The 25,222-nt window shown below is 60.3% G+C and carries 32 protein-coding genes; 12 read left to right on the top strand and 20 right to left on the bottom strand.

Features of this window, described 5'->3' with window-relative positions:
• Position 1 precedes the first annotated feature (1 nt).
• From ACY8FN_RS04090 to lexA, 3 genes are all read right to left on the bottom strand, one after another.
• On the bottom strand, positions 2–628 hold the full coding sequence (locus ACY8FN_RS04090; RefSeq protein ID WP_172954751.1) for an SCO family protein: 627 nt from the start codon (positions 626–628) through the stop codon (positions 2–4).
• A gap of 207 nt (positions 629–835) precedes the next feature.
• Positions 836–1,051 carry a hypothetical protein gene (locus ACY8FN_RS04085; RefSeq protein ID WP_101323291.1) on the bottom strand — a complete coding sequence of 72 codons (216 nt, stop codon included), beginning with the start codon at positions 1,049–1,051 and terminating at the stop codon, positions 836–838.
• Between the two features lie 483 nt (positions 1,052–1,534).
• Complete coding sequence (gene lexA / locus ACY8FN_RS04080) at positions 1,535–2,158, bottom strand: transcriptional repressor LexA (protein ID WP_042022677.1); 624 nt, start codon at positions 2,156–2,158, stop codon at positions 1,535–1,537.
• A 204-nt stretch (positions 2,159–2,362) separates the two neighbouring features.
• On the opposite strand from lexA, the gene plsB reads away from it, so the two are divergent.
• A complete protein-coding gene (plsB, locus tag ACY8FN_RS04075; protein ID WP_463099296.1) occupies positions 2,363–4,786 on the top strand; it encodes a glycerol-3-phosphate 1-O-acyltransferase PlsB in 2,424 nt (807 codons plus the stop codon).
• A 70-nt stretch (positions 4,787–4,856) separates the two neighbouring features.
• On the opposite strand, the gene ubiA is transcribed toward plsB, so the two are convergent.
• A complete protein-coding gene (gene ubiA, locus ACY8FN_RS04070; protein ID WP_139692706.1) occupies positions 4,857–5,726 on the bottom strand; it encodes a 4-hydroxybenzoate octaprenyltransferase in 870 nt (289 codons plus the stop codon).
• Positions 5,723–6,259, bottom strand: coding sequence for a chorismate--pyruvate lyase family protein (locus ACY8FN_RS04065; protein WP_463099295.1), 537 nt, complete (start codon positions 6,257–6,259; stop codon positions 5,723–5,725). The genes ubiA and ACY8FN_RS04065 overlap by 4 nt, the downstream gene beginning before the upstream one ends.
• A 145-nt stretch (positions 6,260–6,404) precedes the next feature.
• Between ACY8FN_RS04065 and ACY8FN_RS04060 the strand changes: the two genes are divergently transcribed.
• Positions 6,405–6,842 carry a flagellar basal body-associated FliL family protein gene (locus ACY8FN_RS04060; protein ID WP_101319398.1) on the top strand — a complete coding sequence of 146 codons (438 nt, stop codon included), beginning with the start codon at positions 6,405–6,407 and terminating at the stop codon, positions 6,840–6,842.
• Between the two features lie 112 nt (positions 6,843–6,954).
• On the top strand, positions 6,955–7,119 hold the full coding sequence (locus ACY8FN_RS04055) for a hypothetical protein (RefSeq protein WP_098971330.1): 165 nt from the start codon (positions 6,955–6,957) through the stop codon (positions 7,117–7,119).
• A gap of 35 nt (positions 7,120–7,154) precedes the next feature.
• Here ACY8FN_RS04055 and ACY8FN_RS04050 read toward each other — a convergent pair whose 3' ends face one another.
• The 5 genes from ACY8FN_RS04050 to ACY8FN_RS04030 form a co-directional block, all read right to left on the bottom strand.
• Complete coding sequence (locus ACY8FN_RS04050) at positions 7,155–7,493, bottom strand: hypothetical protein (RefSeq protein ID WP_463099294.1); 339 nt, start codon at positions 7,491–7,493, stop codon at positions 7,155–7,157.
• Positions 7,490–7,822, bottom strand: coding sequence for a DUF2799 domain-containing protein (locus ACY8FN_RS04045; protein WP_162515611.1), 333 nt, complete (start codon positions 7,820–7,822; stop codon positions 7,490–7,492). The genes ACY8FN_RS04050 and ACY8FN_RS04045 overlap by 4 nt, the downstream gene beginning before the upstream one ends.
• 136 nt (positions 7,823–7,958) lie before the next feature.
• A complete protein-coding gene (locus tag ACY8FN_RS04040) occupies positions 7,959–8,084 on the bottom strand; it encodes a hypothetical protein (RefSeq protein WP_256029019.1) in 126 nt (41 codons plus the stop codon).
• A gap of 74 nt (positions 8,085–8,158) precedes the next feature.
• Positions 8,159–9,139, bottom strand: coding sequence for an acrylyl-CoA reductase (NADPH) (gene acuI / locus ACY8FN_RS04035; RefSeq protein ID WP_463099293.1), 981 nt, complete (start codon positions 9,137–9,139; stop codon positions 8,159–8,161).
• 32 nt (positions 9,140–9,171) lie between these two features.
• The gene (locus ACY8FN_RS04030) at positions 9,172–10,194 is read right to left on the bottom strand and encodes a LacI family DNA-binding transcriptional regulator (RefSeq protein ID WP_068979333.1); all 1,023 of its coding nucleotides are present in this window, start codon (positions 10,192–10,194) and stop codon (positions 9,172–9,174) included.
• 251 nt (positions 10,195–10,445) lie between these two features.
• On the opposite strand from ACY8FN_RS04030, the gene ACY8FN_RS04025 reads away from it, so the two are divergent.
• The 3 genes from ACY8FN_RS04025 to ACY8FN_RS04015 are packed head-to-tail and all read left to right on the top strand — an operon-like array spanning position 10,446 to position 12,523.
• Positions 10,446–10,889 carry a PTS sugar transporter subunit IIA gene (locus ACY8FN_RS04025; RefSeq protein WP_042022661.1) on the top strand — a complete coding sequence of 148 codons (444 nt, stop codon included), beginning with the start codon at positions 10,446–10,448 and terminating at the stop codon, positions 10,887–10,889.
• Between the two features lie 35 nt (positions 10,890–10,924).
• Complete coding sequence (locus tag ACY8FN_RS04020; protein ID WP_042022659.1) at positions 10,925–11,212, top strand: PTS sugar transporter subunit IIB; 288 nt, start codon at positions 10,925–10,927, stop codon at positions 11,210–11,212.
• 51 nt (positions 11,213–11,263) lie between these two features.
• Entirely contained in the window at positions 11,264–12,523 is a 1,260-nt protein-coding gene (locus ACY8FN_RS04015) for a PTS ascorbate transporter subunit IIC (RefSeq protein WP_463099292.1), read from the top strand.
• A 96-nt stretch (positions 12,524–12,619) separates the two neighbouring features.
• On the opposite strand, the gene waaA is transcribed toward ACY8FN_RS04015, so the two are convergent.
• From waaA to ACY8FN_RS04000, 3 genes are read right to left on the bottom strand one after another with little or no spacing between them, the layout of a single operon-like run.
• Entirely contained in the window at positions 12,620–13,885 is a 1,266-nt protein-coding gene (gene waaA, locus ACY8FN_RS04010; RefSeq protein ID WP_463099291.1) for a lipid IV(A) 3-deoxy-D-manno-octulosonic acid transferase, read from the bottom strand.
• Between the two features lies 1 nt (position 13,886).
• The gene (gene waaF / locus ACY8FN_RS04005; protein WP_101319407.1) at positions 13,887–14,921 is read right to left on the bottom strand and encodes a lipopolysaccharide heptosyltransferase II; all 1,035 of its coding nucleotides are present in this window, start codon (positions 14,919–14,921) and stop codon (positions 13,887–13,889) included.
• A gap of 38 nt (positions 14,922–14,959) precedes the next feature.
• Complete coding sequence (locus ACY8FN_RS04000) at positions 14,960–15,217, bottom strand: hypothetical protein (RefSeq protein ID WP_463099290.1); 258 nt, start codon at positions 15,215–15,217, stop codon at positions 14,960–14,962.
• Positions 15,218–15,310: 93 nt separating this feature from the next.
• Between ACY8FN_RS04000 and ACY8FN_RS03995 the strand changes: the two genes are divergently transcribed.
• Positions 15,311–16,087: a glycosyltransferase family 2 protein gene (locus ACY8FN_RS03995; RefSeq protein WP_463099289.1), complete on the top strand. Its 777-nt coding sequence runs from the start codon at positions 15,311–15,313 to the stop codon at positions 16,085–16,087.
• A 51-nt stretch (positions 16,088–16,138) separates the two neighbouring features.
• On the opposite strand, the gene ACY8FN_RS03990 is transcribed toward ACY8FN_RS03995, so the two are convergent.
• Positions 16,139–17,176 carry a glycosyltransferase family 9 protein gene (locus ACY8FN_RS03990; protein WP_463099288.1) on the bottom strand — a complete coding sequence of 346 codons (1,038 nt, stop codon included), beginning with the start codon at positions 17,174–17,176 and terminating at the stop codon, positions 16,139–16,141.
• 232 nt (positions 17,177–17,408) lie between these two features.
• On the opposite strand from ACY8FN_RS03990, the gene coaD reads away from it, so the two are divergent.
• On the top strand, positions 17,409–17,891 hold the full coding sequence (gene coaD, locus ACY8FN_RS03985) for a pantetheine-phosphate adenylyltransferase (protein WP_463099287.1): 483 nt from the start codon (positions 17,409–17,411) through the stop codon (positions 17,889–17,891).
• 94 nt (positions 17,892–17,985) lie between these two features.
• Here the strand turns inward: coaD and ACY8FN_RS03980 are convergent, their stop codons facing one another.
• The 6 genes from ACY8FN_RS03980 to radC form a co-directional block, all read right to left on the bottom strand.
• Positions 17,986–18,921, bottom strand: a complete 936-nt coding sequence (locus ACY8FN_RS03980; protein WP_463099286.1) for a VirK/YbjX family protein — start codon at positions 18,919–18,921, stop codon at positions 17,986–17,988.
• A 114-nt stretch (positions 18,922–19,035) separates the two neighbouring features.
• Entirely contained in the window at positions 19,036–19,848 is an 813-nt protein-coding gene (gene mutM / locus ACY8FN_RS03975) for a bifunctional DNA-formamidopyrimidine glycosylase/DNA-(apurinic or apyrimidinic site) lyase (protein WP_463099285.1), read from the bottom strand.
• Positions 19,849–19,872: 24 nt separating this feature from the next.
• Entirely contained in the window at positions 19,873–20,328 is a 456-nt protein-coding gene (locus ACY8FN_RS03970) for a hypothetical protein (RefSeq protein WP_463099284.1), read from the bottom strand.
• 93 nt (positions 20,329–20,421) lie between these two features.
• Positions 20,422–20,589: a 50S ribosomal protein L33 gene (rpmG, locus tag ACY8FN_RS03965; protein WP_005323752.1), complete on the bottom strand. Its 168-nt coding sequence runs from the start codon at positions 20,587–20,589 to the stop codon at positions 20,422–20,424.
• An 11-nt stretch (positions 20,590–20,600) separates the two neighbouring features.
• Positions 20,601–20,837, bottom strand: a complete 237-nt coding sequence (rpmB, locus tag ACY8FN_RS03960) for a 50S ribosomal protein L28 (protein WP_005321271.1) — start codon at positions 20,835–20,837, stop codon at positions 20,601–20,603.
• A 137-nt stretch (positions 20,838–20,974) separates the two neighbouring features.
• A complete protein-coding gene (radC, locus tag ACY8FN_RS03955; protein ID WP_068979342.1) occupies positions 20,975–21,649 on the bottom strand; it encodes a RadC family protein in 675 nt (224 codons plus the stop codon).
• A 147-nt stretch (positions 21,650–21,796) separates the two neighbouring features.
• Between radC and coaBC the strand changes: the two genes are divergently transcribed.
• From coaBC to ACY8FN_RS03935, 4 genes are all read left to right on the top strand, one after another.
• Positions 21,797–22,999 (top strand): bifunctional phosphopantothenoylcysteine decarboxylase/phosphopantothenate--cysteine ligase CoaBC, encoded by a 1,203-nt coding sequence (coaBC, locus tag ACY8FN_RS03950; RefSeq protein WP_463099283.1) that lies wholly within the window; start codon positions 21,797–21,799, stop codon positions 22,997–22,999.
• Between the two features lie 82 nt (positions 23,000–23,081).
• Positions 23,082–23,540: a dUTP diphosphatase gene (dut, locus tag ACY8FN_RS03945; protein ID WP_033113594.1), complete on the top strand. Its 459-nt coding sequence runs from the start codon at positions 23,082–23,084 to the stop codon at positions 23,538–23,540.
• A gap of 68 nt (positions 23,541–23,608) precedes the next feature.
• On the top strand, positions 23,609–24,205 hold the full coding sequence (gene slmA / locus ACY8FN_RS03940; protein WP_033113593.1) for a nucleoid occlusion factor SlmA: 597 nt from the start codon (positions 23,609–23,611) through the stop codon (positions 24,203–24,205).
• 166 nt (positions 24,206–24,371) lie between these two features.
• Positions 24,372–25,208 (top strand): mechanosensitive ion channel domain-containing protein, encoded by an 837-nt coding sequence (locus ACY8FN_RS03935; RefSeq protein WP_101319424.1) that lies wholly within the window; start codon positions 24,372–24,374, stop codon positions 25,206–25,208.
• The last annotated feature ends 14 nt before the right edge of the window (positions 25,209–25,222 follow it).

Below are 25,222 nucleotides of genomic sequence, written 5' to 3'. Positions count from 1 at the left end.
CTCAGTAGCCAGCCAGCTTCATCATGCGGGAAAAATCAGACAACATGGTGGCCATCTGCACCCTTGGTACCTCACCCGGCGCCACCTGCGGGCGGAATACCCCCTGCAGCTTACCCTTGGGATTGATGAGCACGATGGAGGCGGAGTGATCGATCAGGTAATCCTTCTCCCCCTGATTGGCGATGGAGTAGATCAGCCCCAGATTGCGCACGAACGGAAACAGCTTGTCGTGGGGGGCGGTGGCCGCCTTGAACTCGGGATTGAAGAAGGCGGTGTAGGTCTTGAGACGGGGAATGTCATCACGCTGGGGATCTGCCGAGATAAACACCACCTGACTGTTGGGGGCCATCTTCTTCAGCTGGTCATACACAGAGCGCATATCTGCCAACGTGGTGGGGCAGATATCGGGGCAGAAGGTATAGCCGATGAACAGAAAGGTCCAGTGCCCCTTCAGGTTGGCAGGGGTGAACGGCTTGTTGTCCGCATCGGTAAAGGCGAAATCGTTGATATCCCGCCCCGCAGGATAGTAGTCAGCCTGTTGCGGCTGCTCAGGCTGGGTGGCGTAGAACGCCAGGATCAGGCAACCTGTCAGCAGCAGAAAAAGCAGGGGATAGCGGAGCTTCATCATCACAAGAGACCCTTTAAGTTCGAGGTAGATGGCCAGCAGTGACCGGACAAGAGGAGCATTGTACCCCAGCGAGCCAGCAAGGTGGGCCAACCTTGTGTCTCGCACAGTCAGGAACCGACCATTTGGCACAATTGCTCGCCAGTTCAGACCATAAAAAAACCGGCCCCTCGGGTGCCGGTTAGGTGTGCGTCTGCTTGCCTCTTCTGCTCAGGGGCGAGCGTTGCGTCCCTGCTGCAACATCTTGCCGATGGCCCGCACGCCGATGGGAATGACCGGGGCCAGCACGCCCTCTTCCCCCTGGCGATCGCCATGACCCCGCTTGAACAGTAACACCAGGCGCACCACCTTCTCCTTCGGGCATCCCAACCAGAGTGTCCAGTGTGACCCCTTGTGGTGTAACCAGAGACCATAAAACCAGGTCATCCGGCTACCTTTGACACAACGGGTGATAGACGATGTCGATGGTACAACTACCACCTCTGAATCCCATGGCGATCTTGATGCCATACCAGTCCTCCTTGACCGACAGGTCATATTGCTGCATCGGCCTGAGCGATCGTCAGGCCCGTCACAACTAACTGCAACCCTACGAGTGGTCCCCTCTGCCCGACAGGGCTCGGGATCTCCCCACTCCCCCTTCATATCCCGTGAAGGTGTACTGCCCGATTCTCGTTGTTACCGGCCCTCCCATAACGGCTCATTGACGTTGCCTGCATGAGGAGCCGAGCCCCGTCTCGGCGACAGGGCACTGATCTGAGCATATATCTGAAATAGATGATTGGTAACCGGTCACGCAGGACAAAAATGCCACCGCCGACGATCTGCTTGATATGACAGGGAAAGTGCGCCAGAAACAGCACGGCCTCCCGAAGGAGGCCGTGTGGCAAACGCAGTTGGAGGGAAGAACTACATCCAGTCGGCGTTGCGGATCACTCCAACCGCCAGCCCCTCGATAGTGAGCTGCTGGCAGGAGAGATCCACCTCGATGGGGGATAGCTCTTCGTTCTCCGGCAACAACCATACCTGACTGCCCTTGCGCTGGAAGCGCTTGACGGTGACATCCTCATCGAGACGGGCGACCACCACCTGACCATTACGCACATCCTGAGTCTTGTGCACCGCCAGCAGGTCACCATCCAGAATGCCGATGTTCTTCATGCTCATTCCCTGTACCCGCAGCAGAAAATCTGCCCGCGGATGGAACAGGGCGGGATCCACCTGATAATGGCTCTCGATATGCTCCTGAGCCAGAATGGGTTCACCGGCGGCCACCTTGCCGATCAGCGGCAGACCACTCTCTGCCAGTACCTCTTCCTCTTCGAGCAACAGGCGAATGCCGCGGGACGTGCCCGGCATGATCTCGATGACCCCTTTCTTGGCCAGGGCCTTCAGATGTTCTTCGGCCGCATTGGCCGATTTAAAACCAAGCTTCTGGGCAATCTCGGCACGAGTCGGCGGCATACCGGTCTCGCTCATGTTTACCTTGATCAGCTCCAGCACTTCGGCCTGGCGGGGGGTAAGGGGTTTCATAGCATTGGCACCTGTTTTTTTATACAGCACACTGGCAGTATATACAGTGTGCCAGCCAAGGCAAGGCACAGCTGACATTTGTCGCAACCCACCCTGCATTTATCACTGTTTTGATCTCGCGCAGCCGACTCATCGTACCTCTCGGCGACAAGGGGCTACCGATTTGCTATGCTCACGCCGCATTTTTTTGGAGAGCAGACGCACATGTCCATAGGGCAGAAGATATCCAGAGCCATCCTGCAATGGCCGGTCAGTGGCTTGGTCAATCACAAGAGCTTGCCGGAAAATCCCATCACCGAGCTCAATCTGGACCCGGACAGACCCATTGTCTATGCCCTGAAAACCAGTTCGATCACCGACCTGATGACCTTGCAGCAGTGCTGCGAGGATCTCGGTCTGCCCGGCCCCTTCACCCCGCTGGAGCTCAATGGCCAGCTGCTGCCGCGCTACGTCTGTCTGGATCGTCCGCCTCCCCTGTTCGGCAAGCGCAGCAAGCCGCTGCCGTTCTTGCAAGAGTTCCACCAGCTGCTGGATCTGCACAAGCAGGATCCCGAGCTGGATATCCAGGTGGTGCCCGTTACTCTGTTCTGGGGCCGTGCCCCGGGTCGGGAAGGGGAAGAGGCCTCCGGCCTCAACATCATCAGCAGCCTGGCGCCAAACCGGCTTAAGAAGGCGCTGATCGTGATCCTCAAGGGTCGTGAGAATCTGGTGCGCTTCTCGCCGCCGCTCTCTTTGCGCCACATGGCAGACAAACACGGCACCGATGAAGCCATCGCCCACAAGCTGGCGCGCGTGGCCCGCACCCACTTCAGTCGCCAGCAGCTGGCCGCCACCGGACCGAAACTGCCCAACCGCAATCTGCTGTTCAAACAGCTGCTCGACTCAGGGGTGATCCAGCAAGCCATTGAAGAAGAAGCCCAGCGCGAGAACATTAGCCTCGAGAAGGCGCAAAAGCGCGCCCACGGCTACATGGATGAGATTGCCTCCGATTTCTCCTACCGGCTGATCCGCCTGGGCGAGAGCTTCCTCGGCTGGCTGTGGAACAAGCTCTACCGCGGTTTGTCGGTCAATGGCGCCGAGAAGGTACGCCAGCTGGCGCAGGAAGGGCACGAGATTGTCTATGTCCCCTGCCATCGCAGCCACATGGACTACCTGCTGCTCTCCTACGTCATCTACCACCAAGGGATGGTGCCGCCCCATATCGCGGCAGGCATCAACCTCAACTTCTGGCCAGCAGGCCCGATCTTCCGTCACGGCGGCGCCTTCTTCATTCGCCGCACCTTCAAGGGCAATCCGCTCTACAGCACGGTATTCCGTGAATACCTCAACCTGCTGTTTGCCAAGGGTTACTCGGTGGAGTTCTTCACCGAAGGGGGCCGCTCCCGGACCGGCCGTCTGCTGCCGCCCAAGACCGGCATGCTGGCGATGACCCTGCAGGCGATGATGCGCGGGCTGGACAGGCCGGTCACCCTGGTGCCGGTCTATCTGGGCTACGAGCACGTGATGGAGGTGAACACCTACCACAACGAACTCAAGGGCAGCCGCAAGGAGAAGGAGAGCTTCCTGCAGGTGCTCGGCATTCTGCGCAAGCTGCGTAACTACGGCCGTGGCTTCGTCAACTTCGGTGAGCCATTGACCCTCAACAGTTACCTCAGTGAACACGTCCCGGAGTGGAAATCCCATATCGGCGAAGAGGATCGCCCTGAGTGGATGGCGGGCACAGTCAACAATCTGGCCGAGCTATTGATGACTCGCATCAATGCCGCTGCCGCCGTCAACGGCCTGACCCTAAGTGCGCTGGCACTGCTGGCCGCCGAGCGTCATGCCCTGACCCGCGACGAGTTGCAGGCCCAGCTCAACACCTATATGGATCTGCTCAAGCAGGTGCCCTACAGCCCACAGAGCACCATCCCGGATGAGGATGCCAAGACCCTGCTGGATCAGGCGATGGAGCTCAACAAGTTCGAGGTGAGCGAAGACAAGCTGGGGCAGATCATCAGTCTGGACCGCTATCAGGCGATCCTGCTGACCTACTACCGCAACAACATCTTGCACCTGTTCGCCATGCCCTCCCTGGTGGCGGCGCTGATCGAGCGTTGCGAGGGGATCTCCCACAGCGAGATCGTGGCCCGCTGCATCGACATCTATCCGCTGCTCAAGACCGAGCTGTTCCTGCATTATGAAGAAGAAGATCTACCGGCGGTGGTAGACAGCCTGCTCGATGCCCTGCAAGCCCAGCAACTGATTGAGCTGCGCGATGGCGGTTACTGGGTTAATCCGGGCAACCAGATGCGCCTGCTGCTGCTGGCAGAAAGCATTCAGGAGACCCTGCAACGCTACGCCATCGTGCTGACCCGGGTACTGGCCCAGCCGCGTATCGAGGCGGAGCAGCTGGAAGCGGACGGCCTGATGATGGCAGAGCGCCTCGGCACCCTGCACGGCATCAACGCCCCCGAGTTCTTCGACCAGAAGCTGTTCAGCACCCTTATCCACACCCTGCGCAAAGAGGGCTACCTCTCCCCCGAGTGCAAGCCGGATCTGGGCCGCTTCCAGGCGCTGGCCGACAACATAGTGCCGCTGCTGAGCAACAAGATCCGCCGTACCATTCAGGCAGGCAACCAGCTCTGATCTGCAACGAAAACAAAGAAGGCCGCATCATGCGGCCTTCTTTTTTCATTCCGTTTTACGCAGCGCGCTATCACGCCAGCAGGTAGTCGAGCACCAGACCGGCAAACACCAGCGCCCCCACATAGTTGTTGTTGAGAAACGCCTGGAAGCAGGCTTCCCGCTGCCGCTCGCGAATGAGCCGCTGCTGATAGACAAACAGCACCGCCGCCCCCAGCAATCCCCAGTAATACCAGCCGCCCAGCGTCATCAGATGGCCCACCGCCAGCAACAGCAGCAACGCCGCGAGTTGCAGCGCCCCGATGATCCGCTTGTCATGGCGACCAAACAGGATGGCACTGGACTTGAGGCCGAGCTTGAGGTCGTCATCCCGATCCACCATGGCGTACTGGGTGTCGTAAGCCACGGTCCACAGCAGGTTGGCGAAGAAGAGCAACCAGGCCACCAGCGGCAGGGCATTCGCCTGCGCCGCATAGGCCATCGGGATCGACCAGGAGAAGGCCATCCCGAGCACCAGCTGGGGGTTGGAGATAAAGCGCTTCATGAAGGGATAGCTCACCGCCAGCAGCAGGCCGACAAACGACAGGCCGATGGTGAGCGGATTCATGGTCAGCACCAGCGCAAACGAGATGATCGCCAGCACGAAAAAGAGCGCCAGTACCTCCCACGGCTTGACCCTGCCCGTGGGCAAGGGCCGACCAGCAGTACGTTTGACGTGGCCGTCAAAGTTGCGATCCGCATAGTCGTTGATAACACACCCGGCCGAGCGCATCAGAAAGACTCCGACCACAAACACGGTCAGCACCCAGAGATTGGGCAGGCCACCAGCGGCCAGCCAGAGCGCCCAGAGGGTTGGCCACAGCAGCAGCAGAGTGCCTATAGGTTTATCGACGCGGGCCAACTGCATGTAGGCAAGTCCCCGCTCCTTGGTTAACAGATTCACTCCAGCTCCTTGTCACAGACGAGAGAGGGCAGAAACAGCTCGTGCACCAGCAGTGGCCACTGCCCCAGAAACAGACGGGAACGACGCCCCCAGACGATGGCTGTCGGGCAGCGGGGATTGGCGGCAATCTCGAAGCGCGCCACTTGCAGATGATCGCGGCGGGCAGGCTCATGGCCAAATATCCGCTCACCCAGCGGCTGCTCGCCAAGCTCGGCAATGCCGCTCCCTTGCAGCGCATCATCGGCAAACAGGGTCCAACCCAGCACCGCGGGCCCCCGATCCCCGTGCAGGATCACTTCGCGGCAGGTGCCGACCGGCGCAGCCGAATCCACCAGCCACTGCTCATCGGCAGTGAGGGCGACCGGGTGATTGCCCAGCCATGCCACCGAGAAGTGGCGATTGTGCTGGCGCAGGCGCCGGGTCATGGAGCCAGGCTCCAGCAGCCAGGGGCGCAAGCTGGCGGGCAACTCGCAACATTCAGGGGCCAACCAGCCGCTTAATGGCGTGAGGGGAACAGTCAACTCGGACTTCACAGCTTCACCATCCAGAGATTTCCGTGTTCAGGTTAAAATCCGGTTTATTATCCGTAAATCAATAGCGAAATGTAAGAACATCCGTGCTTGACGGCCCCGATGGCAGCATCAAAAATGGGGTATCTCTTGCTGATGAGCCATCTATATGAAGATCTTCAAAATTCTGCTGGTGTTGTTACTGAGTTGCGGCGCGCTTCAGGTATATGCATCCGGGGGAGAAGAGCCGCCCGCAGAGGGAGAGGCCGCAGCGGCCGCCAAGCCGGGCTTCTCCTACCACGCGCTCGATCCCGACATCATCACCAACTATCTGAGCGATGGCAAAACCCTCGGCTATATCCGGGTCACGGTGGAGCTGATGGCGGAGAACGAGGCCGATCTCAAGCTGCTGGAGCAGCATGACCCGCTGATCCGCGACACCATCATCCGCCTGATGGGCAGCAAGAGCGCCGATCAGATCAAATCTCTGGTCAGCCGCGAAGAGCTGCGCAAGGAGTGCGAGACCAAGGTCAACGAGCTGCTGGTAAAAGAGACCGGCAAAAAAGCGGTGCGCGAGCTCATCTTCACCAAGTTCCTCTACCAGTAATCCCTCCCGAAACAGCCGCTTATTGGCATATCGGCCAATAAGCGAGCTTCGCCGGTTTATTCGAAATGAAAATCGATTACAATACGCCCATCGAGTCGTAGAGGTAGTCGTTATGGGCAGTAAAACCCTGTGTGAGTGGCGCCGTCACGAGATCCCCACCGATCTCAAGGCGTTGCGCAAGATAGTGCGCAAACCCAAGTTTGTCTGCGGCAAGTGTGCCCGCAGTGCCAATGACAAGGGTTATCTCTGCCAGCCGCTGCGGTTGAAAGAGGAGTAGCCCCTAGCTCCAACATCCATCCAAAAAGGACCTTGCTAGATTTCATCCTTTACAAGTCTGGCGTAGTACTGCTCAAGCTCGGCGGTCACCTGACGTAACTTGGAGTCTAGGTCTGCATGTCTTGCCCTGACGGCCTCCATCCCACTAGGACTGTGGCGGAGTACTTCGGCCATTTGTTCTTGATTCTGCATCAGTTCGAGATAGTGTGCTCTAAAAGACAGCAAAGCATTCAGGCGTCCCATATTATTGGCTCGCTCCGCCTCCTTAGCTGATTTCCGCGCATACCATACCGCCACAATAGCGATGAATCCCGCAACCAGTGAGATCACATCACTGGTAGAGATTGCGATAATCCCCCAAATCTCAGACATCATTGATCGGTCCAGCCGTGACGCCCCTGATCGAATAATCTGCGCGCCTGGGTATCGTTGGGGCAGACACCGCGATATTCACTGCCGGAGCGGCCAGCCAGATAGAGATGCTCAGGGCGGCAATACCAGGCCAGTCCCTTCTGGCGTCCCTGCTCCCATAGCTCGGCATCCACCTTCTTGCCACACTGATCCTGATGAAACGCGATCCGCTCACTGGTGAAGCCCAGCTTGCCATCCGCCTCCCCCACTTCGCTCCACACCTTCTCGCAGGGATCATCGTTCGAGACGCAGCCACCCAGCAGGGCAGCCAACAATATGATGGTGAGTCGCATAGTCATCCTTGAGTGTCATTTGGGCTGTTCATTCTACCCAGCAGCCCGGCACTGACCAAGGGCGAACAGTCAACCTTGTGAGCGCGGCAAAAAAATCAGGCGGGCCAAAGCCCGCCTGTTCATTTAATGCTGTGGTTCACTGGTCATCGAAAGTGTCATCATCCTGCCAGCTTTCATCTTCCCATTGATCCAGCTCTTCTTCCCAGGATTCCGGATCCCACTCGTCATCAGAGGAGTCGTAATCCGGCTTGTGTCCACCCATCTTCACTCTCCTTGGATAGTTCACCCGCACTCCAATTTTATCCGGAAATGTCGGGCTCGCCAGTCAAGGGGAGATCAAAGTTTGACCAGGGTGCGTCCGGCGATCTGGCCCAGCGTGATGGCCTCTGCAGCCTCGACCACCTGCTCCAGCCCGATCTCGGTGACCGCCTGTGCGAAGAAGCTGGCAGGCAGATCCCGCGCCAGTCGCTGCCACGCCAGTTGACGACGCTCAAACGGGCACAGCACCGAATCGACCCCCTGCAACCGCACATTGCGCAGGATGAAGGGCATCACGCTGGTCGGCAGATCGAAGCCGCCCGCCAGCCCGCAGGCCGCCACGGCGCCGCCGTAGTTCATCTGGGCCAGCAACTTGGCCAGCACCTGACTGCCAACGGTGTCGATGGCACCGGCCCACAGCTGCTTCTCCAGCGGTTTGGCGGGCACCAGCAGTTCACTGCGCGGCACGATGCGGCTGGCACCCAGCGCAGTCAGCATGGCTCCCTGCTCTTCCGGGCGACCGGTCAGCGCTGCCACCTGATAGCCAAGGGCTGCCAGCAGGGCAACCGAGGTGGAGCCAACACCGCCTGCCGCGCCGGTGACCAGCACCTCGCCACTTGCGGGAGTAATGCCCGCCTCTTCCAGCGCCAGCACGCAGAGCATGGCGGTGAGACCGGCTGTACCGATGCACATGGCCTGGCGCTCATCCAGCCCGGCGGGCAACGGCACCAGCCAGTCCCCCTTGACCCGCGCCTGTTCGGCCATGCCGCCCCAGTGCCCTTCGCCCACGCCCCAACCGGTCAGCACCACCTTGTCGCCGGGCTGATAGCGGCTGTCGGCAGATTCGAGCACGGTACCGGCGAAGTCGATACCGGGCACCAGCGGCCACTGGCGCACGATCTTGCCCTTGCCGGTGATGGCCAGCCCATCCTTGTAGTTGATCGAGCTGTAAGCGACCGCCACCCGCACTTCACCTTCCGGCAACTGGCTCTCGGCCAGCCGGGTCAGAGTCGGTACAGTCTTGCCGTCTTGGTTTTCCAGTAACAGAGCCTTGAACATGGTTGCCTCTTTGATGACGTGTGAAATGGGAGTCAGCTGCTTTGGCGCTTTTGCAGTTGAAAGTCGAGAGCCAGAGCAGTACCGCTCACGGACTCCCCGGCCAGCTGGCGCAGGATCAGCTCGGCGGCCTCCTGCCCCATTTTGCGATAGGGGATCCTGACCGAAGTGAGGGTCGGATAACAAGCCCGCGCCACATCCAGATCGTCGAATCCGGCGATGGCCAGCTTGCCAGGCACAGCGAGATGGCGCCGCTGGCATTCGAACAGCACGCCCGCCGCCAGCTCGTCGTTAACGCAGATCAGCGCGTCCAGCTCGGGCCAGCGCAGCAGAAACTCCCCCAGCATGGTGGCGCCGGTGCTGAAGCTGGGCCGCTCCGAGGTGTTGATGATGGCATCGGGGGAGAGGTAGTTATCGAGCAGCGCCTTCTGCCAGCCCTGCATCCGCTGTTGCAGCATCCACTGCTCCTGACGGGCACAGAGAAAACCGATATTGCGATAACCCCGCTCGATGAGGTGACGGGTCAGCTGATAACCGGCATCGAAGTTGGAGACCCCCACATTCATGTCGATGGGGCTGCGGGCCATGGCCCCAACTTCCACCACCGGCAGACGAGAAGCTTTCAGGCGGGCCCGGATCGTCTCGCCGAGATCGCCGCCAAACAGCACCACCGCCGCCGGATTGTGCTGCAGAAAGCTGGTCAGCAGGCTCTCTTCCTGCTGCTTCAGGTGCTGGGCATCCCCCAACATGATCTGGTAGCCCTCATCGAGCAAGGTCTGCTGCAGACCGGCGATCATCTCGCCACAACCTGCTTCCGCCAGACTGGGGACGATCACCACAATGGTTTGGGAGGTAGCAGACGCCAGCGCCCCGGCCGCCCGATTGGGGATATAGCCGAGCTCTTCCACCGCGGCTTCAATACGCTCGCGCATCTTGTCGGAGACCATCTCGGGGGTACGCAGGGCGCGGGACACCGTCATGGCTCCCACCCCGGCCAGCTGAGCCACATCGTTGAGGGTCACCCGACCGGTGCTACGGCGCTTCTTTGCTTCTGACATCCATCCCATCCTTGACTTGCGGCTGCCCACTTTAAGGCAAAAGTGCGGCACTGACTATTTGCTCAGGGCCGATTCTACCCTCTTTCCCGGATCACGGGGGCAAGATGACTCCCGTTAATGGATGAAGTGATAGCGCTATCACAGTTTCATGTTAGCGCTATCTGATAGCGCTAACTTTCGCGATCAGCCTCACAGTTTCCCATCGGCAAGATGGTTAGATTGGCCCCATCTTAACTAGCCGGATCACCACCATGCTGACTCAACTGTTGACCGAGGATGTCATCCGCATCGAGCCTGCCGCCCGCGACTGGCGCCATGCCATCGAGCTGGCCACGGCACCCCTGCTGGCCAATGGCACCATCGAGCCCTCCTACGTGGCGGCGCTGTTTCGCTCCCACGAAGAGCTCGGCCCCTACTACGTGCTGGGCCCCGGTCTGGCGATGCCCCACGCTCGCCCCGAGGATGGGGTCAACCGGCTGGGTCTGGGCCTGACCGTCATCAAGCAGGGAGTCAACTTTGATTCCGAAGGCAACGACCCGGTCCAGCTATTGGTGACCCTGGCAGCCAGCGACAGCAACTCCCATGTGGAGACCATCGCCCAGCTGGCCGAGCTGTTTATGAATGAAGAGGACGTGGCGGCCATCATTGCGGCCGACACCAAAGACGACATCTTGCGCATTCTGGCGCGCTACTGATCTGCGCCAAGGCGCACCTGACAAAGGAAGAGACGATGAAAATTCTGGTTGTATGCGGTCACGGTCTGGGCACCAGCCTGATGATGGAAATGAGCATCAAGAGCATCCTGAAAGAGCTGGCGGTCACTGCCGAAGTGGATCACCGCGATCTGGCCTCCGCCGGTAGCGAAACCGCGGAGATCTTTGTCGCCACCCGCGACATCGCCGAGCAGCTGCAATCCATGGGCGTCAACGGCCGACTGGTGACCCTCGCCAACATGGTCGACAAGGTGGCGATGAAAGAGCAGCTCTCCACCGCCCTGCGCGAACTGGGCGCCCTCTAAGCATCCTCCATGCGGCCTGCGGGCCGCATCTTCCATTGCCAGGAGCTGACCATGGAATTTTTCAATTTTCTGATGTTTGACGTGCTGTCAGAGCCCGCCGTACTGGTTGGCCTGATTGCACTTATTGGCCTGATCGCCCAGAAAAAGCCGGTGACCGAGTGCATCAAGGGCACGGTCAAGACCATCATGGGTTTCGTCATTCTGGGGGCCGGTGCCACCCTGGTGATCAACTCGCTGGGTGACTTCGCCGTCATCTTCCAGCACGCCTTCGGCATCAAGGGCGTGGTGCCCAACAACGAGGCCATCGTCTCCATCGCCCAGACCTCATTTGGCAAAGAGATGGCGATGATCATGTTCTTCGCCATGCTGGTGAACATCCTGATCGCCCGCCTGACCCCGTGGAAATTCATCTTCCTGACCGGTCACCACACCCTGTTCATGTCGATGATGGTGGCGGTAATCCTCTCTGCCGGTGGCATGAGCGGCGTGCCGCTGATCGCGGTCGGCAGCCTGGTAGTTGGTGTCGCCATGGTCTTCTTCCCGGCGATTGCCCAGCCGTTCATGAGACAGATCACCGGCTCCGATGATGTGGCACTGGGCCACTTCTCCACCTGCTCCTACGTACTCTCCGCCCTGATCGGTGCCAAATTCGGTAACAAGGCCCACAGCTGCGAAGATGTGCAGGTGCCCAAAAGCCTGCTGTTCCTGCGCGACACCCCGGTGGCTATCTCCTTCACCATGGGCATCATCTTCCTGGTGACCGCCGCCTTCGCCGGTCCCGAGTTTGTGACCAGCGTGGCCAAGGGCAAACACTGGCTGATGTTCTCCCTGATGCAATCCATCACCTTCGCAGCGGGCGTCTACGTCATCCTGCAGGGTGTGCGGATGGTCATCGCCGAGATCGTACCGGCCTTCAAAGGGATCTCCGACAAACTGGTACCGAACGCCAAACCGGCCCTCGACTGCCCCATCGTCTTCCCCTACGCCCCCAACGCCGTGCTGATCGGCTTCCTGTCGAGCTTTGCCGCCGGTCTGGTGGGGATGACGCTGCTCTACGTGATGGGGCTGACCGTCATCATCCCGGGCGTGGTGCCGCACTTCTTCGTCGGCGCGGCCGCCGGGGTATTCGGTAACGCCACCGGTGGTCGTCGTGGTGCCATTTTGGGCTCCTTCGCCAACGGCCTGCTGCTGCTCACCATCCTGCCGGTGTTCCTGCTGCCGGTACTGGGCGACCTCGGCTTTGCCAACACCACCTTCAGCGACTCCGACTTCGGGGTACTGGGCATCCTGCTGGGGCTGATCGTTCGCTAATCCCGGCCATCGCCAACAAAAAAACGGAGCGCATCGCGCTCCGTTTTTTTATGGCTGACCATCGATAAGGAATGGCCGGATGTGAATGGCCGGGAGTCAGTCGTTTTCCAGCGCCGCGAGGCAGTGAGAGAGAGTGCGCGCCAGCGCTCCCTGATTGCGCAGCACCACGGCGCGGGCCTGCTCCCCTATCTCACGGCGGGCATTTCCGTCAGCAAACAGCTGGCTCACCTGCTCGCCCAGTGCGGCGGCATCGGCCACGATGGCGGCTCCCCCCTGAGCCACCAGCTGGCGGGTGATGTCGCTGAAGTTGAAGTAGGCAGGGCCGGTCAGGCAGGGTTTACCGAGCGCAGCTGGCTCCAGCAGGTTGTGGCCGCCGATCTTCACCAGACTACCACCGACGAAGGCCACATCGGCCGCCGCCAGCATCAGCGGCAGCTCACCCATGGTATCGCCGAGATAGACCTTATCCTCGGCACTCACCGCAGCACCATCAGTGCGCCGCACACAGCCGTAAGGGGCGCACAGCTCGGCCACCCGGTCGAACCGCTCGGGGTGGCGCGGCACCAGGATCAGCAGCGCATCGGGATGGCATTTGAGCAGCAGATCGAAGGCGGCCAGCACCTGCTCGTCCTCACCCTGATGGGTGCTGGCGGCGATCCAGACCGGACGCTCAGCGCCCAACTGCTGACGCAAGGCACGCCCTTTGGCCTGCACCTCGTCACCAAACTGGATATCGAACTTGATGGAGCCGGTCACCGCCAGCCGCGAACGATCGATGCCGAGGCGGGCGAAACGGTCGGCATCGTCCTGATGCTGACAGAGCAGATGAGTCAGCGGTCGGCTCAGGGCGTCGAAGGCACCGTGGAAACGGGCATAACGTTGGCAAGATCGCTCGGAAAGGCGGGCATTGATGATGGTCACCGGCAGATGGTGCTTCTCGCAGGCGGCCAGCCAGTTGGGCCACAGCTCGGTCTCCATCACCCAGAGCGCGCGCGGCTTGAAGGTGTCGAGAAAGGCCGCCACCGCCCAGGGGTAGTCGAGCGGCGCGTAGCGATGCACCACCAGATCCCCCAGCTTGGCGGCCTGCTCGGCGCCGGTGCGGGTGGTGGTGGTGAGCAGGATCGGCAGATCGGGCCGCTCCGCCTTGAGGGCACGAATGAGCGGCGTGATGGCCAGCGTCTCCCCCACGCTCACCGCATGGATCCATAGCGGTGCATCCTGGCCGGTGGCGGGCAGTCGCCCGAGATGCTCGGCCCAGCGCTCACCAAAGCCGGGCTTACCCCGCTTCGGCTTGTAGAGCGCCAGCAGTGCCAGCGGCAATCCCAGATGGATCAGCAGGTTGTAGAGCAGACGGTAGGGCATCTTACTGGCTCTGCTCCAGCTTCTTGCAGGCATCGACCACCTGCTCCGGCGGCAAGTCGATCAGGCACTTGAGATGGCCGAACTTGCAGGTGCGCTTGAAACAGGGGCGGCACTCGATGTCGGTGTGGACGATCTCGACCCGATCTGCCAGCGGCGGGGTGTAGAGCGGCGAGGTGGAGCCATAGACACCGACCAGCGGCCGGTTGAGGGCGGCGGCGATGTGCATCAGGCCGGAGTCGTTGGAGATGACCCGGCTGGCCAGCGCCATCAGATCGATCGCCTCGTGCAAGCTGGTCTTGCCCGCCAGCACATGGCAGTTGGGGCGGGTCAGCAGATTGACCCGATCCCGAATGGTGTTGGCGACCGGCAGATCCTTGTTGGAGCCGAAGATCCACACCTGCCACCCCTCGTCCAGATGCTGCTGGGCCACCACGGCGTAGTGCCCTTCCGGCCAGCGTTTGGCTGGGCCGAACTCGGCACCGGGGCAGAGCACCAGCACCGGGCGAGCGCGATCCAGCCCCAGTCGCTCCAGCGCCTTGCTCTGGTTGATCAGATCGACGTGGAGTGCCGGGTGCGGAATGGTCGGGATATCGGCCCGGCTCTTCATCTGCTCCTTGGGATAGGCGAGCGCCAGATAGGCCTCGACCATCAGCGGGAAGGCAGACTTGTTGCTGCGCAGGTCGTTGAGCAGGCCGTAGCGGCTCTCACCCTTCCAGCCGGTACGCACCGGAATGCGGGCAAACCAGGGGATCAGCGCCGACTTCATGGAGTTGGGCTGGACGATGGCCTGATCGTATTTCTCGGCCGCCAGCTGCTTGCCGAGACGGCGGCGCGCCACCAGCTTGAAGTCACCGTGGCCAAGGGGCATGGTGATCGCCTTGTCCACCTCCGGCATCCGCTCCAGCAGGGCACAGCACCAGGATGGCGCCATCACGTGCAGCTCACACTCCGGGTGGTTGGCCTTGATCGCCTTGTAGAGACTCTGGGACATCACCATGTCGCCGACCCAGGAGGGGCCGATCACCAATATTTTCATCACGCGTCTTCTCTCGGGACAGGCCCGACTGTTAATCATCACTGGGCGAGATTATGCCCCAAGAATGGTCGGATAAATAACAGAAGATCCTTGGCAATCCCCCGAGCCACCTCATTTTTCCAGCGGTGACCTTCTTCCAATCGGGCGAGATTAGGCGCCACATGCAATGACTGGATAAAAAACAGAAGATCCTTGCTTGGCGCTGCCGCCGCCTCATTTTTCCAGGGGTGACCCTCTTCCTGCCAAGCAAGATACAACACCAGCAAGGCAGGTAAACAGCAGGCAGAAACGGGCAATGGCGGCTCTCTCTTTGGCCCGTTTTTCCGTTAGAATGGCCCATCAATACCCATTCGCCCCACCAGCCGGGCAATAACCATGAGCCCAATTTTGTGAAAAAACCGACTCTGGCTGCCGTTCTGATCGTCAAGAATGAAGCCGACAACCTGCGCAAGTGCCTCGCCTCCCTCGACGGACTGGTGGACGAGATCGTCATTCTGGACTCCGGCAGCCAGGACGAGACCCCGGCCATTGCCGCCGAGTTTGGCGCCCGCTTCTTCGTCAACCAGAAGTGGCCTGGCTTTGGCAAGCAGCGCAGACTGGCGCAGTCCCATGTGCAATCCGACTGGGTGTTGTGGCTGGATGCCGACGAGCGGCTCACCCCTGAGCTGAAAACCGCTATCGCCAACGTGATGACCCATCCGGCCAGCGATACCATCTACTCGATCCCGCGCCTCTCTTGGGTGTTTGGCCGCTTTATTCGTCACAGCGGCTGGTATCCGGATCGGGTGCTGCGCCTCTATCCCAAGGCGCTCACCAGCTACAACGAAGCGCTGGTGCATGAGAAGGTGGAAGTGCGGGCCAACATGAAGATCGTCAATCTCCATGGCGACCTGCTCCACTTCACCTATCGGGATCTGGAGCACTATCTGGTGAAATCCGCCGGTTATGCCCGTGCCTGGGCCGATCAGCGCACCGCTCGCGGCAAGAAGGGTTCCCTCAGTCAGGGGCTGCTCCACGCCGTCGGCTGCTTCCTCAAGATGTACCTGCTCAAAGCCGGTTTCCTCGATGGCAAACAGGGACTGCTGCTGGCGATCCTCTCCGCCCACTCCACCTTCGTCAAATACGCCGACCTCTGGGTGCGCCAGCAACCGCAGCAGCCGGAATAACGGCCATACGAAACAGGGCCCCACGGGGCCCTGTTTGCATTGCTGGATACCTTACTTCTGCCAGAAAGGCGCCGCCCAGCGGGCCATCTCCGGTACCATGGCCTTGGGATCGAGCTGGCTCATATCCTCCGGGTGGTCGCTATCTTCCGGCGGGCTGAACGCGAGGTGACGACCTTCGCTGTTGAGGGGCTTCCAGCGCAGCGGGGTGGCGGAGCGGCGCATCGGGAAGAAACCTATGGTCGGCACATCCAGCGCACCGGCGATGTGGAGCGGCCCGGTACTGCCTGCCACGAACAACGCCGCGTTGGCCAGCACCTGACAGAACATCGGCAGACCATCGCTGGAGCGGTAGATCCAGCCGTTGCCGCCGTGGGCCAACAGCTCTGCGGCCAGCTGTTCGGCGATCTTCTCCTCACCGGGGCCTGCTGTCAGCACGCACTGCAGCTCGGGGCAGGCCTGATTGAGCTTGATGATGATGCGGGCATACTGCTCGATGGAGAGGTTGTTGGCCGAACCGCCGCTACCGGCGTGCACCATCAGCCAGGGGCGGCTGGCATCGAGCTTGAGCCTGAGCGCCAGCTGTTCGCGCACCTGCAACAGGGTGGCGGGGTCGAACTGCAGGAAGGGGGTCTTGGGCTCCACCACGGCCACCTGCTGATCGGCCAGGAAACGGCGGATCAGCTCCAGGTTGTACTCGGACTCCGGCTTTTGGGAGCGTGAGCGACGCTGCACCAGTCGCTGGTTATAGAGCACCTGGGCCAGCTTGGTCGCCGGTGCCAACCGGTAGGGGATGTGCGCCTTCCACACCAGCATGGCGTTGCGGGAGTTGGAGAACAAGCAGATGGACGCGTCGAACGCCGCCGCCTTGACACGAGCCAGTAGGGCGCGCTGTTGCTCCTTGTCGGCACCGACGCCCGGATCGATGATCACCTCGTCAATCCAGGGGCAGAGCCGGGCCAGCGGCGCCGTGTAGGCTGGAACCAGCGCCGTCACATGACACGCCATGGATCCTTTGAGCATGGCGAAGCTCGGCCATGCCAGCATGAAGTCACCAATCTTGTCATTGCGAACGACCAGAATACGTTTCATAAAAATCCCTTTGCTCCCTGTCACCACTGCAAGGAGGCTTGATGCGCGATGGGCGTATTCTTGCCTGATGCAGGGCTATTCTCAAGCGAAGAGACCTGCTGACATGGATTAAAACCAGCAAAATTTACCTCGGACACCGCGCAGCGAATAAATTCTGAGGCGTCGGCTGTCGCGATAACGGCCAAATCCCCCCTATAATGCGACCAAATTTACAGGCTGCAGGACTGCAAACATGACTACCAGGGTAATTTATCCCGGGACCTTTGATCCCGTGACCAATGGTCACGCTGACCTGATCGGCCGCGCCGCCAAGCTGTTTGACGAGGTGGTGGTCGGCGTTGCCAACAGCCCGAGCAAGCGCCCGCTGTTCGATTTGGCAGAGCGGGTCCAGCTGCTCCAGCAAGTGACCAGCACGCTTCCCAACGTCAAGGTGGTGGGCTTCTCCGGCCTGTTGGTGGATTTCGCCAAGGAGCATAAGGCCAATGTGCTGATCCGCGGCCTGCGCGCCGTCTCCGACTTCGAGTACGAATTCCAGCTGGCCAACATGAACCGCCGCCTGATGCCGGAGCTGGAGAGCGTCTTCCTCACCCCGGCGGAGGAGAACTCCTTTATCTCCTCCACCCTGGTGAAAGAGGTGGCGCTGCACGGCGGTGATATCCGCCAGTTTGTCGATCCCGTGGTGGCCAAGGCCATCGCCACCAAGCAGAAAGGGTGATCCCCCTTCCCTACCGGCAACAACGAACTAGGGCTACCCGCGGGTAGCCCTAGTTGTATTGGTCTTGTGGTGGGGACTTCAGCCTGCTTGCCGGTTACTGACGGGCAAACCGCTCGGTCATCTCCTGCACCAGCAGATCGAGCCACTCGTAGCGGCGCCGGTACATGGCCCGCTTCTTGGAGGCGATCTCCTCCAGCGGCTTGCGCGGCTGGGCTTGCAAGGCAACGAAGTTGGCGTCCACATCTCGGGCGTCGAACTCCTGCCACAGCTCGTCATAATCGGCCTGCAGGTTGGCTTTCTGCTTGCTGCTGTAGCGCTTGGCCTGAAACACGTGGGCCCGCTTGCGCACCGCCCGCACCTCTGCAGCCCCCATGGTCTGCGCCAGTTGCAACACCAGCTGCACCAGCAGGGATTTGGGCCGCAGGCCGTGCCCCTCTTTGGTCAGCTCGCGGACCCGATCCTGGGCATTGTCGACCGCGGGCTCCGGCCCCTGCATGGAGCCGATCATCAAAATCAAACGATCCTTACTGCCCGCCAGCGAAAAGGCGCAGCTGTAGAGACGCTGCCCCTCGGGATTGACGATGGAGAGCGCCAGCTCGGCCTCACGACGGAAGGTGCCATCGTAACGCAGCAGGATGCGGCAGCCACTCTGGGGATAGTGTCCCAGCACGATCCCCTCGCCCAGATAGAGCGAGTCAATCAGCTGCGGGTAGCACTCCAGCTGCAACCGGTAGTGGTTTTCCAGCATCTCGGCCCGCTGGCGGGCACTGGCACAGGCGAAGCGATAGGGGCGCATCGGCTTGTCGAGCAGCTCGGGATACATCGCTGGCAGCGCCTTGAGCGAGTCGCACTGAAACAGACTGAAAACCCGGCTCAGCGACTTGCGATAGAGCAGGCTGCGCAGCACGAACTTGCCGCGATTGAAGGTTTTACGGTCATCCCCCTCCGGGTAGAGGAAGCGGGCCATGGATTTTGCGCAATAGCGCTCCTGCTGGGATAAATATCCCCAGTCTATTGATTTAACTGTCATTTTTATATTCTCAAACCGCCTGAACGGTCGGGATACTAGTGACAGCTGTGCAAATCTTCAACAGAGTGGCAATACGCTGTTACAACTTCCCCCTGATCGGGGCAAAAAGCGCGCTCAGCGCTGGCAATGACTGCAAAAAACCGTGGTGCGCCGCCCCATTCTTATCTCGCTCAGCAGGGTGTGACAGTGGAAACAGGGCTGACCGCCACGGCCATAAACCTGCAACTGCTGCACAAAATAGCCCGGCTTGCCATCGGCGCTGGTGAAGTCCTTGAGGGTGGTGCCCCCCTGACGGATGGCCTCGGCCAGTACCCGCTTGATCTCGGCCACCAGGGTTCCCAGCCGCTCGCCGCTGATATTGCCCGCCGCCCGCTTGGGGTGAATGCCGGCGGCATAGAGCGCCTCGTTGGCGTAGATGTTGCCCACCCCGACCACCACCTGATTGTCCATCAGGAACTGCTTGATGGCAGTGCTGCGCCCCTTGGCACGCTCGCGCAGGTAATCGGCATGAAAGGCGTCGGTGAGCGGCTCAGGCCCCAGCTTGGCCAGCAGTGCATGGGCTTCGGCCGGTTCACGGGTCCACAGCAGGGCGCCGAAGCGGCGCGGATCGTTGAGCCGCAGCAGCTTGCCATTCTCCAGCTCGATATCCACGTGGTCATGCTTCTCGGCTGGCGTGCCGATATCCAGTACCCGCAGGCTGCCGGACATCCCCAGATGGAGGATGGCGGTGCCGAAATCGGTCTCCAGCAGCAGGTATTTGGCACGGCGACGCACCCGATGGATGGTGAGGTCCACCAGCTCCTGAATTTCACCGGGGATCGGCCAGCGCAGGCGGCCATCCCGCACCACCACGCGCGTCACCTTGATGCCGGTGAGCCAGGGGGAGATCCCCTGACGGCTGACTTCAACTTCTGGCAATTCAGGCATTGGAACCTCGCAAGGAAAAGGAACTCAGGGAGCAGGACGCAGCAGATCGCGATACTGCTCGGCAGTCAGAGAGAGCCAGAGACCGGATGGCAGCTGGGCGCCATATTGACCGCTGTTCTGATAGAGACCGATCTCGATCGGATCGTTCTGGCCGGCCAGCCATACCTTGATGGTCACCGGCGTACCACGCACCGCCTCGCCGGGGGGCAACAACCAGCTCTGCCAACGGGCCAGACGGGCAGCCAGCTGCTCACTGTTGAGCCCCAGCTCCGCCCCACTACGCCAGCCCTGGCCAATCCGCTCTATCTGCCAGCTCGGCCCCTGCCAGGTGAGCACTACGGCCGCATCAGGCAGCAAGGGGCGAGCACGTTTGGCGCTGTTCTCCTGCTGGGCACTCTCCATCCGGTGCAGCAGGGTGATCACGATCAGTACCACCACGATGATCACGTTATTCCAGCCTTTGCGGCTCAATTTGAACATGGCAAGCCTCCTTTCGCTCCGGCAGTGTACTGAATTCCGCCCATAAAAAAACCCGGCACGAAGCCGGGTTTTTGGGAATGCAGCATCAAGTAATTACTTGATTTTGCCTTCCTTGTAGATCACATGCTGACGAATAACGGGATCAAACTTTTTGATCTCCATTTTTTCGGGCATGGTGCGCTTGTTCTTGGTAGTGGTATAGAAGTGACCAGTACCGGCGCTGGAGTTCAGACGAATCTTATCGCGAATACCTTTAGCCATGATCTAATTCCTTATACCTTAACACCGCTGGCGCGCAGTTCAGCCAGAACCACTTCAACGCCACGCTTGTCGATAATACGCATGCCTTTTGCGGATACGCGCAGGCTTACGAAGCGTTTTTCACCCTCAACCCAAAAACGGTGAGTGTGCAGGTTCGGCAGGAAACGACGCTTGGTAGCGTTGTTTGCGTGCGAACGGTTGTTACCAACGGCCGGACGCTTGCCGGTTACTTGACATACTCTAGACATGTCCGTCTCTCCAAATCTTACTTCAATTGCTCGAGCAAATGTCTGCCCCGCTGGCCTTCGATTGCGGGGCAAACAGAAGGCGGCATTTTATACAGCATCCATGATCAAAGATCAACTAATACGGAGCCGGAGCACAGTCATAACCAACCGCGCTCGGCAAACGAAACCGTGATGCCATCACCGATCACCAAGTGATCCAGCACTCTAATATCGATCAGGGCCAAGGCGGCCGTGATCCGATCCGTGATCTGGCGGTCGGCCCTGCTGGGCTCGGCGACGCCGGACGGGTGATTATGCGCCAGAATCACCGCTGCTGCATTATGTTTGAGCGCGATCTGCACGATTTCTCTGGGCCAGACGCTGGCCGAATCGATTGTGCCGTAAAAAAGCTCAACAAATTGAATGACTCTGTGCTGGTTATCAAGCAATAACAGCGCAAATACCTCTCGCGGCCGATCTCGCAACTGAGCCTGCAGATAATCCCGGGTTAGCTGGGGCGAGCTGAGGGCATCGCCCCGTTGCAGCTGTTCGGCCAAATGGCGTCTGGCCATCTCCAGCACCGCCTGCAACTGGGCATATTTGGCAGGGCCCAAGCCGTGTGCCTCGCAGAATGCCCGCTGATCCGCCCCCAGCAAGCTGCGCAAAGAGCCGAATTGATTCAACAGGTTGCGCGAGAGATCCACCGCACTCAGGCCATTAACGCCAGTGCGCAAAAAGATCGCGAGCAGCTCGGCATCGGAGAGCGCAGCGGGCCCCTGACGCAGCAGCTTCTCTCTGGGTCGCTCATCCTCTGGCCACTCCTTAATGCTCATTTGTCTCTCCCTCATCCCTGTTGAGAGAAAACATAGCAAAAAATTGCGCGCACCCGACCACACCCCTTGATGCCAACCCCTGTCGTCATCCATTGCCTGTGGTATCTTAGCCGACCAGTCAAAGTGAGCCGGATAGAGAAACAGCAGATGAGATTGGCCGATAAACGCATCCTGTTGGGTGTCAGTGGCGGGATCGCCGCCTACAAGAGTGCCGAGCTGGTACGTCGCCTGAAAGATCAGGGGGCCGAAGTTCGGGTGGTGATGACCCGCTCCGCCAAAGAGTTCATCACCCCGCTGACCCTGCAGGCGGTATCCGGTCATCCGGTGGCCTACAGCCTGCTGGATCCCTCTGCCGAAGCAGGCATGGGTCATATCGAGCTGGCCAAGTGGGCCGATCTGATACTGATCGCCCCCGCCAGCGCCAACCTGATGGCACGGATGGCCGCCGGCATGGCCGACGAACTACTGACCACCCTCTGTCTGGCGACCCCGGCACCCATCGCGCTGGCGCCCGCCATGAACCAGCAGATGTATCTCAACGCCGCGACCCAGGCCAACCTCAAGACCCTAGCCAGCCGCGGCATTCTGCTGTGGGGGCCGGATGCTGGCAGCCAGGCCTGTGGCGACGTGGGCCCCGGCCGGATGCTGGATCCCCTCGATCTGGTCGATCGCTGCTGTCAGCAGCTGGCCACCGAGCCCTTGCTGGCAGGCGTCAAGCTGCTGCTGACCGCAGGTCCAACCCGCGAGGCGCTGGATCCAGTGCGCTACATCAGCAACCACAGCTCCGGCAAGATGGGCTATGCCATCGCCCGTGCCGCCCGTGAGGCGGGCGCAGAAGTCACCCTGGTCAGCGGGCCGGTGGCACTGGCAACCCCTGCTGGCGTTACCCGTGTCGATGTGGAGAGCGCCGAGCAGATGCATCAGGCGGTGATGAGCCGGGTCGGCGAGTGTGACCTCTTCATCGGCTGCGCCGCGGTGGCCGACTATCGCCCCGAGCAGGTGGCCAGCCAGAAGATCAAGAAGACCAGCGACAACGACCAGATGGTGGTTAAGCTGGTGAAGAACCCCGACATCATCGCGGCCGTCGGTGCCCTTGCAGACAAACCCTTCACCGTCGGATTTGCCGCCGAAACCGTGGATGTGGAACAATACGCCCTCGACAAGTTGCAGCGTAAGCGGCTGGACATGATCGCCGCCAACGACGTGTCCCGCGAGGGGCAAGGCTTCAACGCCGATGACAACGCCCTGACCGTGTTCTGGCAAGGAGGCCAAGCGCCTCTGCCGCTGGCCGACAAGCTGACGCTGGCCCGTCACCTTATTGCCCTGATTGCGCGCCACTACCGGCGCTGAGCGTCCCGATAACGCAAGACTCATGACGCCCCGCCGTGCCAAGAGGGGGCGCCGACACAAGATCCAACTGAACAAGCGATTCATGACAACACAAATTGAACTGAAGATTCTGGATGCCCGTATCGGTACCGAGTACCCGCTGCCTGCCTACGCCACACCGGGCTCTGCCGGTATGGACCTGCGCGCCCTGCTCGATGCGCCACTGACTCTGGCCCCCGGTGATACCACGCTAGTGCCGACCGGTCTGGCCATTCATATTCAGGATCCGGCTCTGTGTGCCACCATCCTGCCCCGCTCCGGCCTCGGCCATAAGCACGGCATCGTGCTGGGCAATCTGGTCGGTCTGGTCGATTCCGACTATCAGGGCCAGCTGATGGTCTCGGTATGGAACCGTGGCAAAGATGAGTTCACCATGCAGCCTGGCGAGCGTATTGCCCAGCTGGTGATAATGCCGGTGGTTCAGGCCAGCTTCCAACTGGTCGATGAGTTCAATCAGAGCGAACGGGGTGAAGGCGGTTTTGGTTCTTCTGGTCGTCAATAACAGACCACACCAGCCCTTTGGGCGGTGTCTAATAATAGAATCAAGCCATTGTTTTTTTAGGGGAATCCATGGCAAGCAGTAATCAGAAACAGAGTCGGCGCGATCAGATCCTGCAAGCGCTCGCCCACATGCTGGAAACCAGTCCGGGGCAGCGCATCACCACGGCCCGTCTGGCGGCCGAGGTCGGCGTATCTGAAGCAGCCCTCTATCGGCATTTTCCCAGCAAGGCGCGGATGTTCGAGGGGCTGATCGACTTTATCGAGGATTCCCTGCTGTCACGGGTCAATCTGATCATGGCGGAAGAGAAGGACACCATGGCGCGCTGCCACCACATCCTTCAGTTGCTGCTGGTGTTTGCCGAACGCAATCCCGGCATCACCCGCATCCTCAACGGCGACGCCCTGCTGGGTGAGCACGATCGGCTGCGGGATCGCATCAGCATCCTGTTCGACAAGCTGGAAACCCAGCTCAAACAGGTGCTGCGCGAGAAGCGGCTGCGTGAGGGTCAGGGTTTCCAACTTGACGAAACCATGCTGGCCAATCTGCTGCTGGCCTACACCGAGGGTCGCATCAGTCAATTTGTCCGCTCCGAGTTCAAGCTCAAGCCCACCGCCGGATTTGAAGATCAATGGCAATTTATCCGCAGCCAGTTGCTGCAGAGCTGATGGTTTTTTAGCGTCATTCAGCAAAAAAGAAGGGAGGCCTTGGCCTCCCTTCTTTTTTGTGTCAGGTTTTTATGGCAGAAAAGAAGTACCAGATGCGACCCGGACTGTCGCGCTGCGGTGTTAGATTTATCCACCATAAACCTTTTAGAACCTGACAGGACATCCTATGGAACCCGAAATCATTACCGAAGCGCAGACCTGGCTGGTCAATAATCAGGGACTGCTGATCGAATACGGCGTCAATATCGCCGCCGCCCTGCTGACCCTGCTGGTCGGCTATATCGCTGCCAACCTGCTCAGCGGCGGCGTAGTCAAAGTGATGCAAACCCGCAAGCTCGACATCACCATCACTCACTTCGTCGGCAGCATCCTCAAGTACGCCATCCTGGTGTTCGTGGTGATCGCCGCGCTGGGCCGGGTCGGGGTACAGACCGCCTCCTTCGTCGCCATTATCGGTGCCGCCGGTCTGGCCATCGGTTTGGCGCTGCAGGGCTCGCTCTCCAACTTTGCCGCTGGCTTCCTGCTGATCATCTTCCGCCCCATCAAGGCGGGCGAGTTTATCGAAGTAGCAGGCACCAACGGGGTCGTGCAATCCGTTCAGCTCTTTACCACTACCCTCACCTCCGCTGACAACAAGATGGTGGTAGTGCCCAACTCTGCCATTCTCAATGGCACCATAGTCAACTACTCACGGATGGATACCCGCCGCGTAGATATGACCTTCGGCATTGGCTACGGCTCTGACCTGCGCAAGGCCAAGCAGATCCTCGAGCGTCTGGTGAATGAAGAGCCACGCATCCTGAAAGAGCCAGCCGTCACCATCGCCGTCGCTGCGCTGGCCGACTCCTCGGTCAATATCGTGGTGCGCCCCTGGGTAAACACCGCTGATTACTGGGGTGTCTGGTTCGACTTCCACGAGAAGGTGAAACTGGCCTTTGATGCCGAAGGCGTCGAGATCCCCTTCCCGCAGATGGTGATGCACATGCAAAAACCGCAGGCGTGATCGCGGTTCTGCTG

The organism is Aeromonas sp. 160P (genome assembly GCF_055193095.1).
Note: the sequence above shows the minus strand (reverse complement) of the source record. Positions and strands in the feature narration are given on the sequence as shown.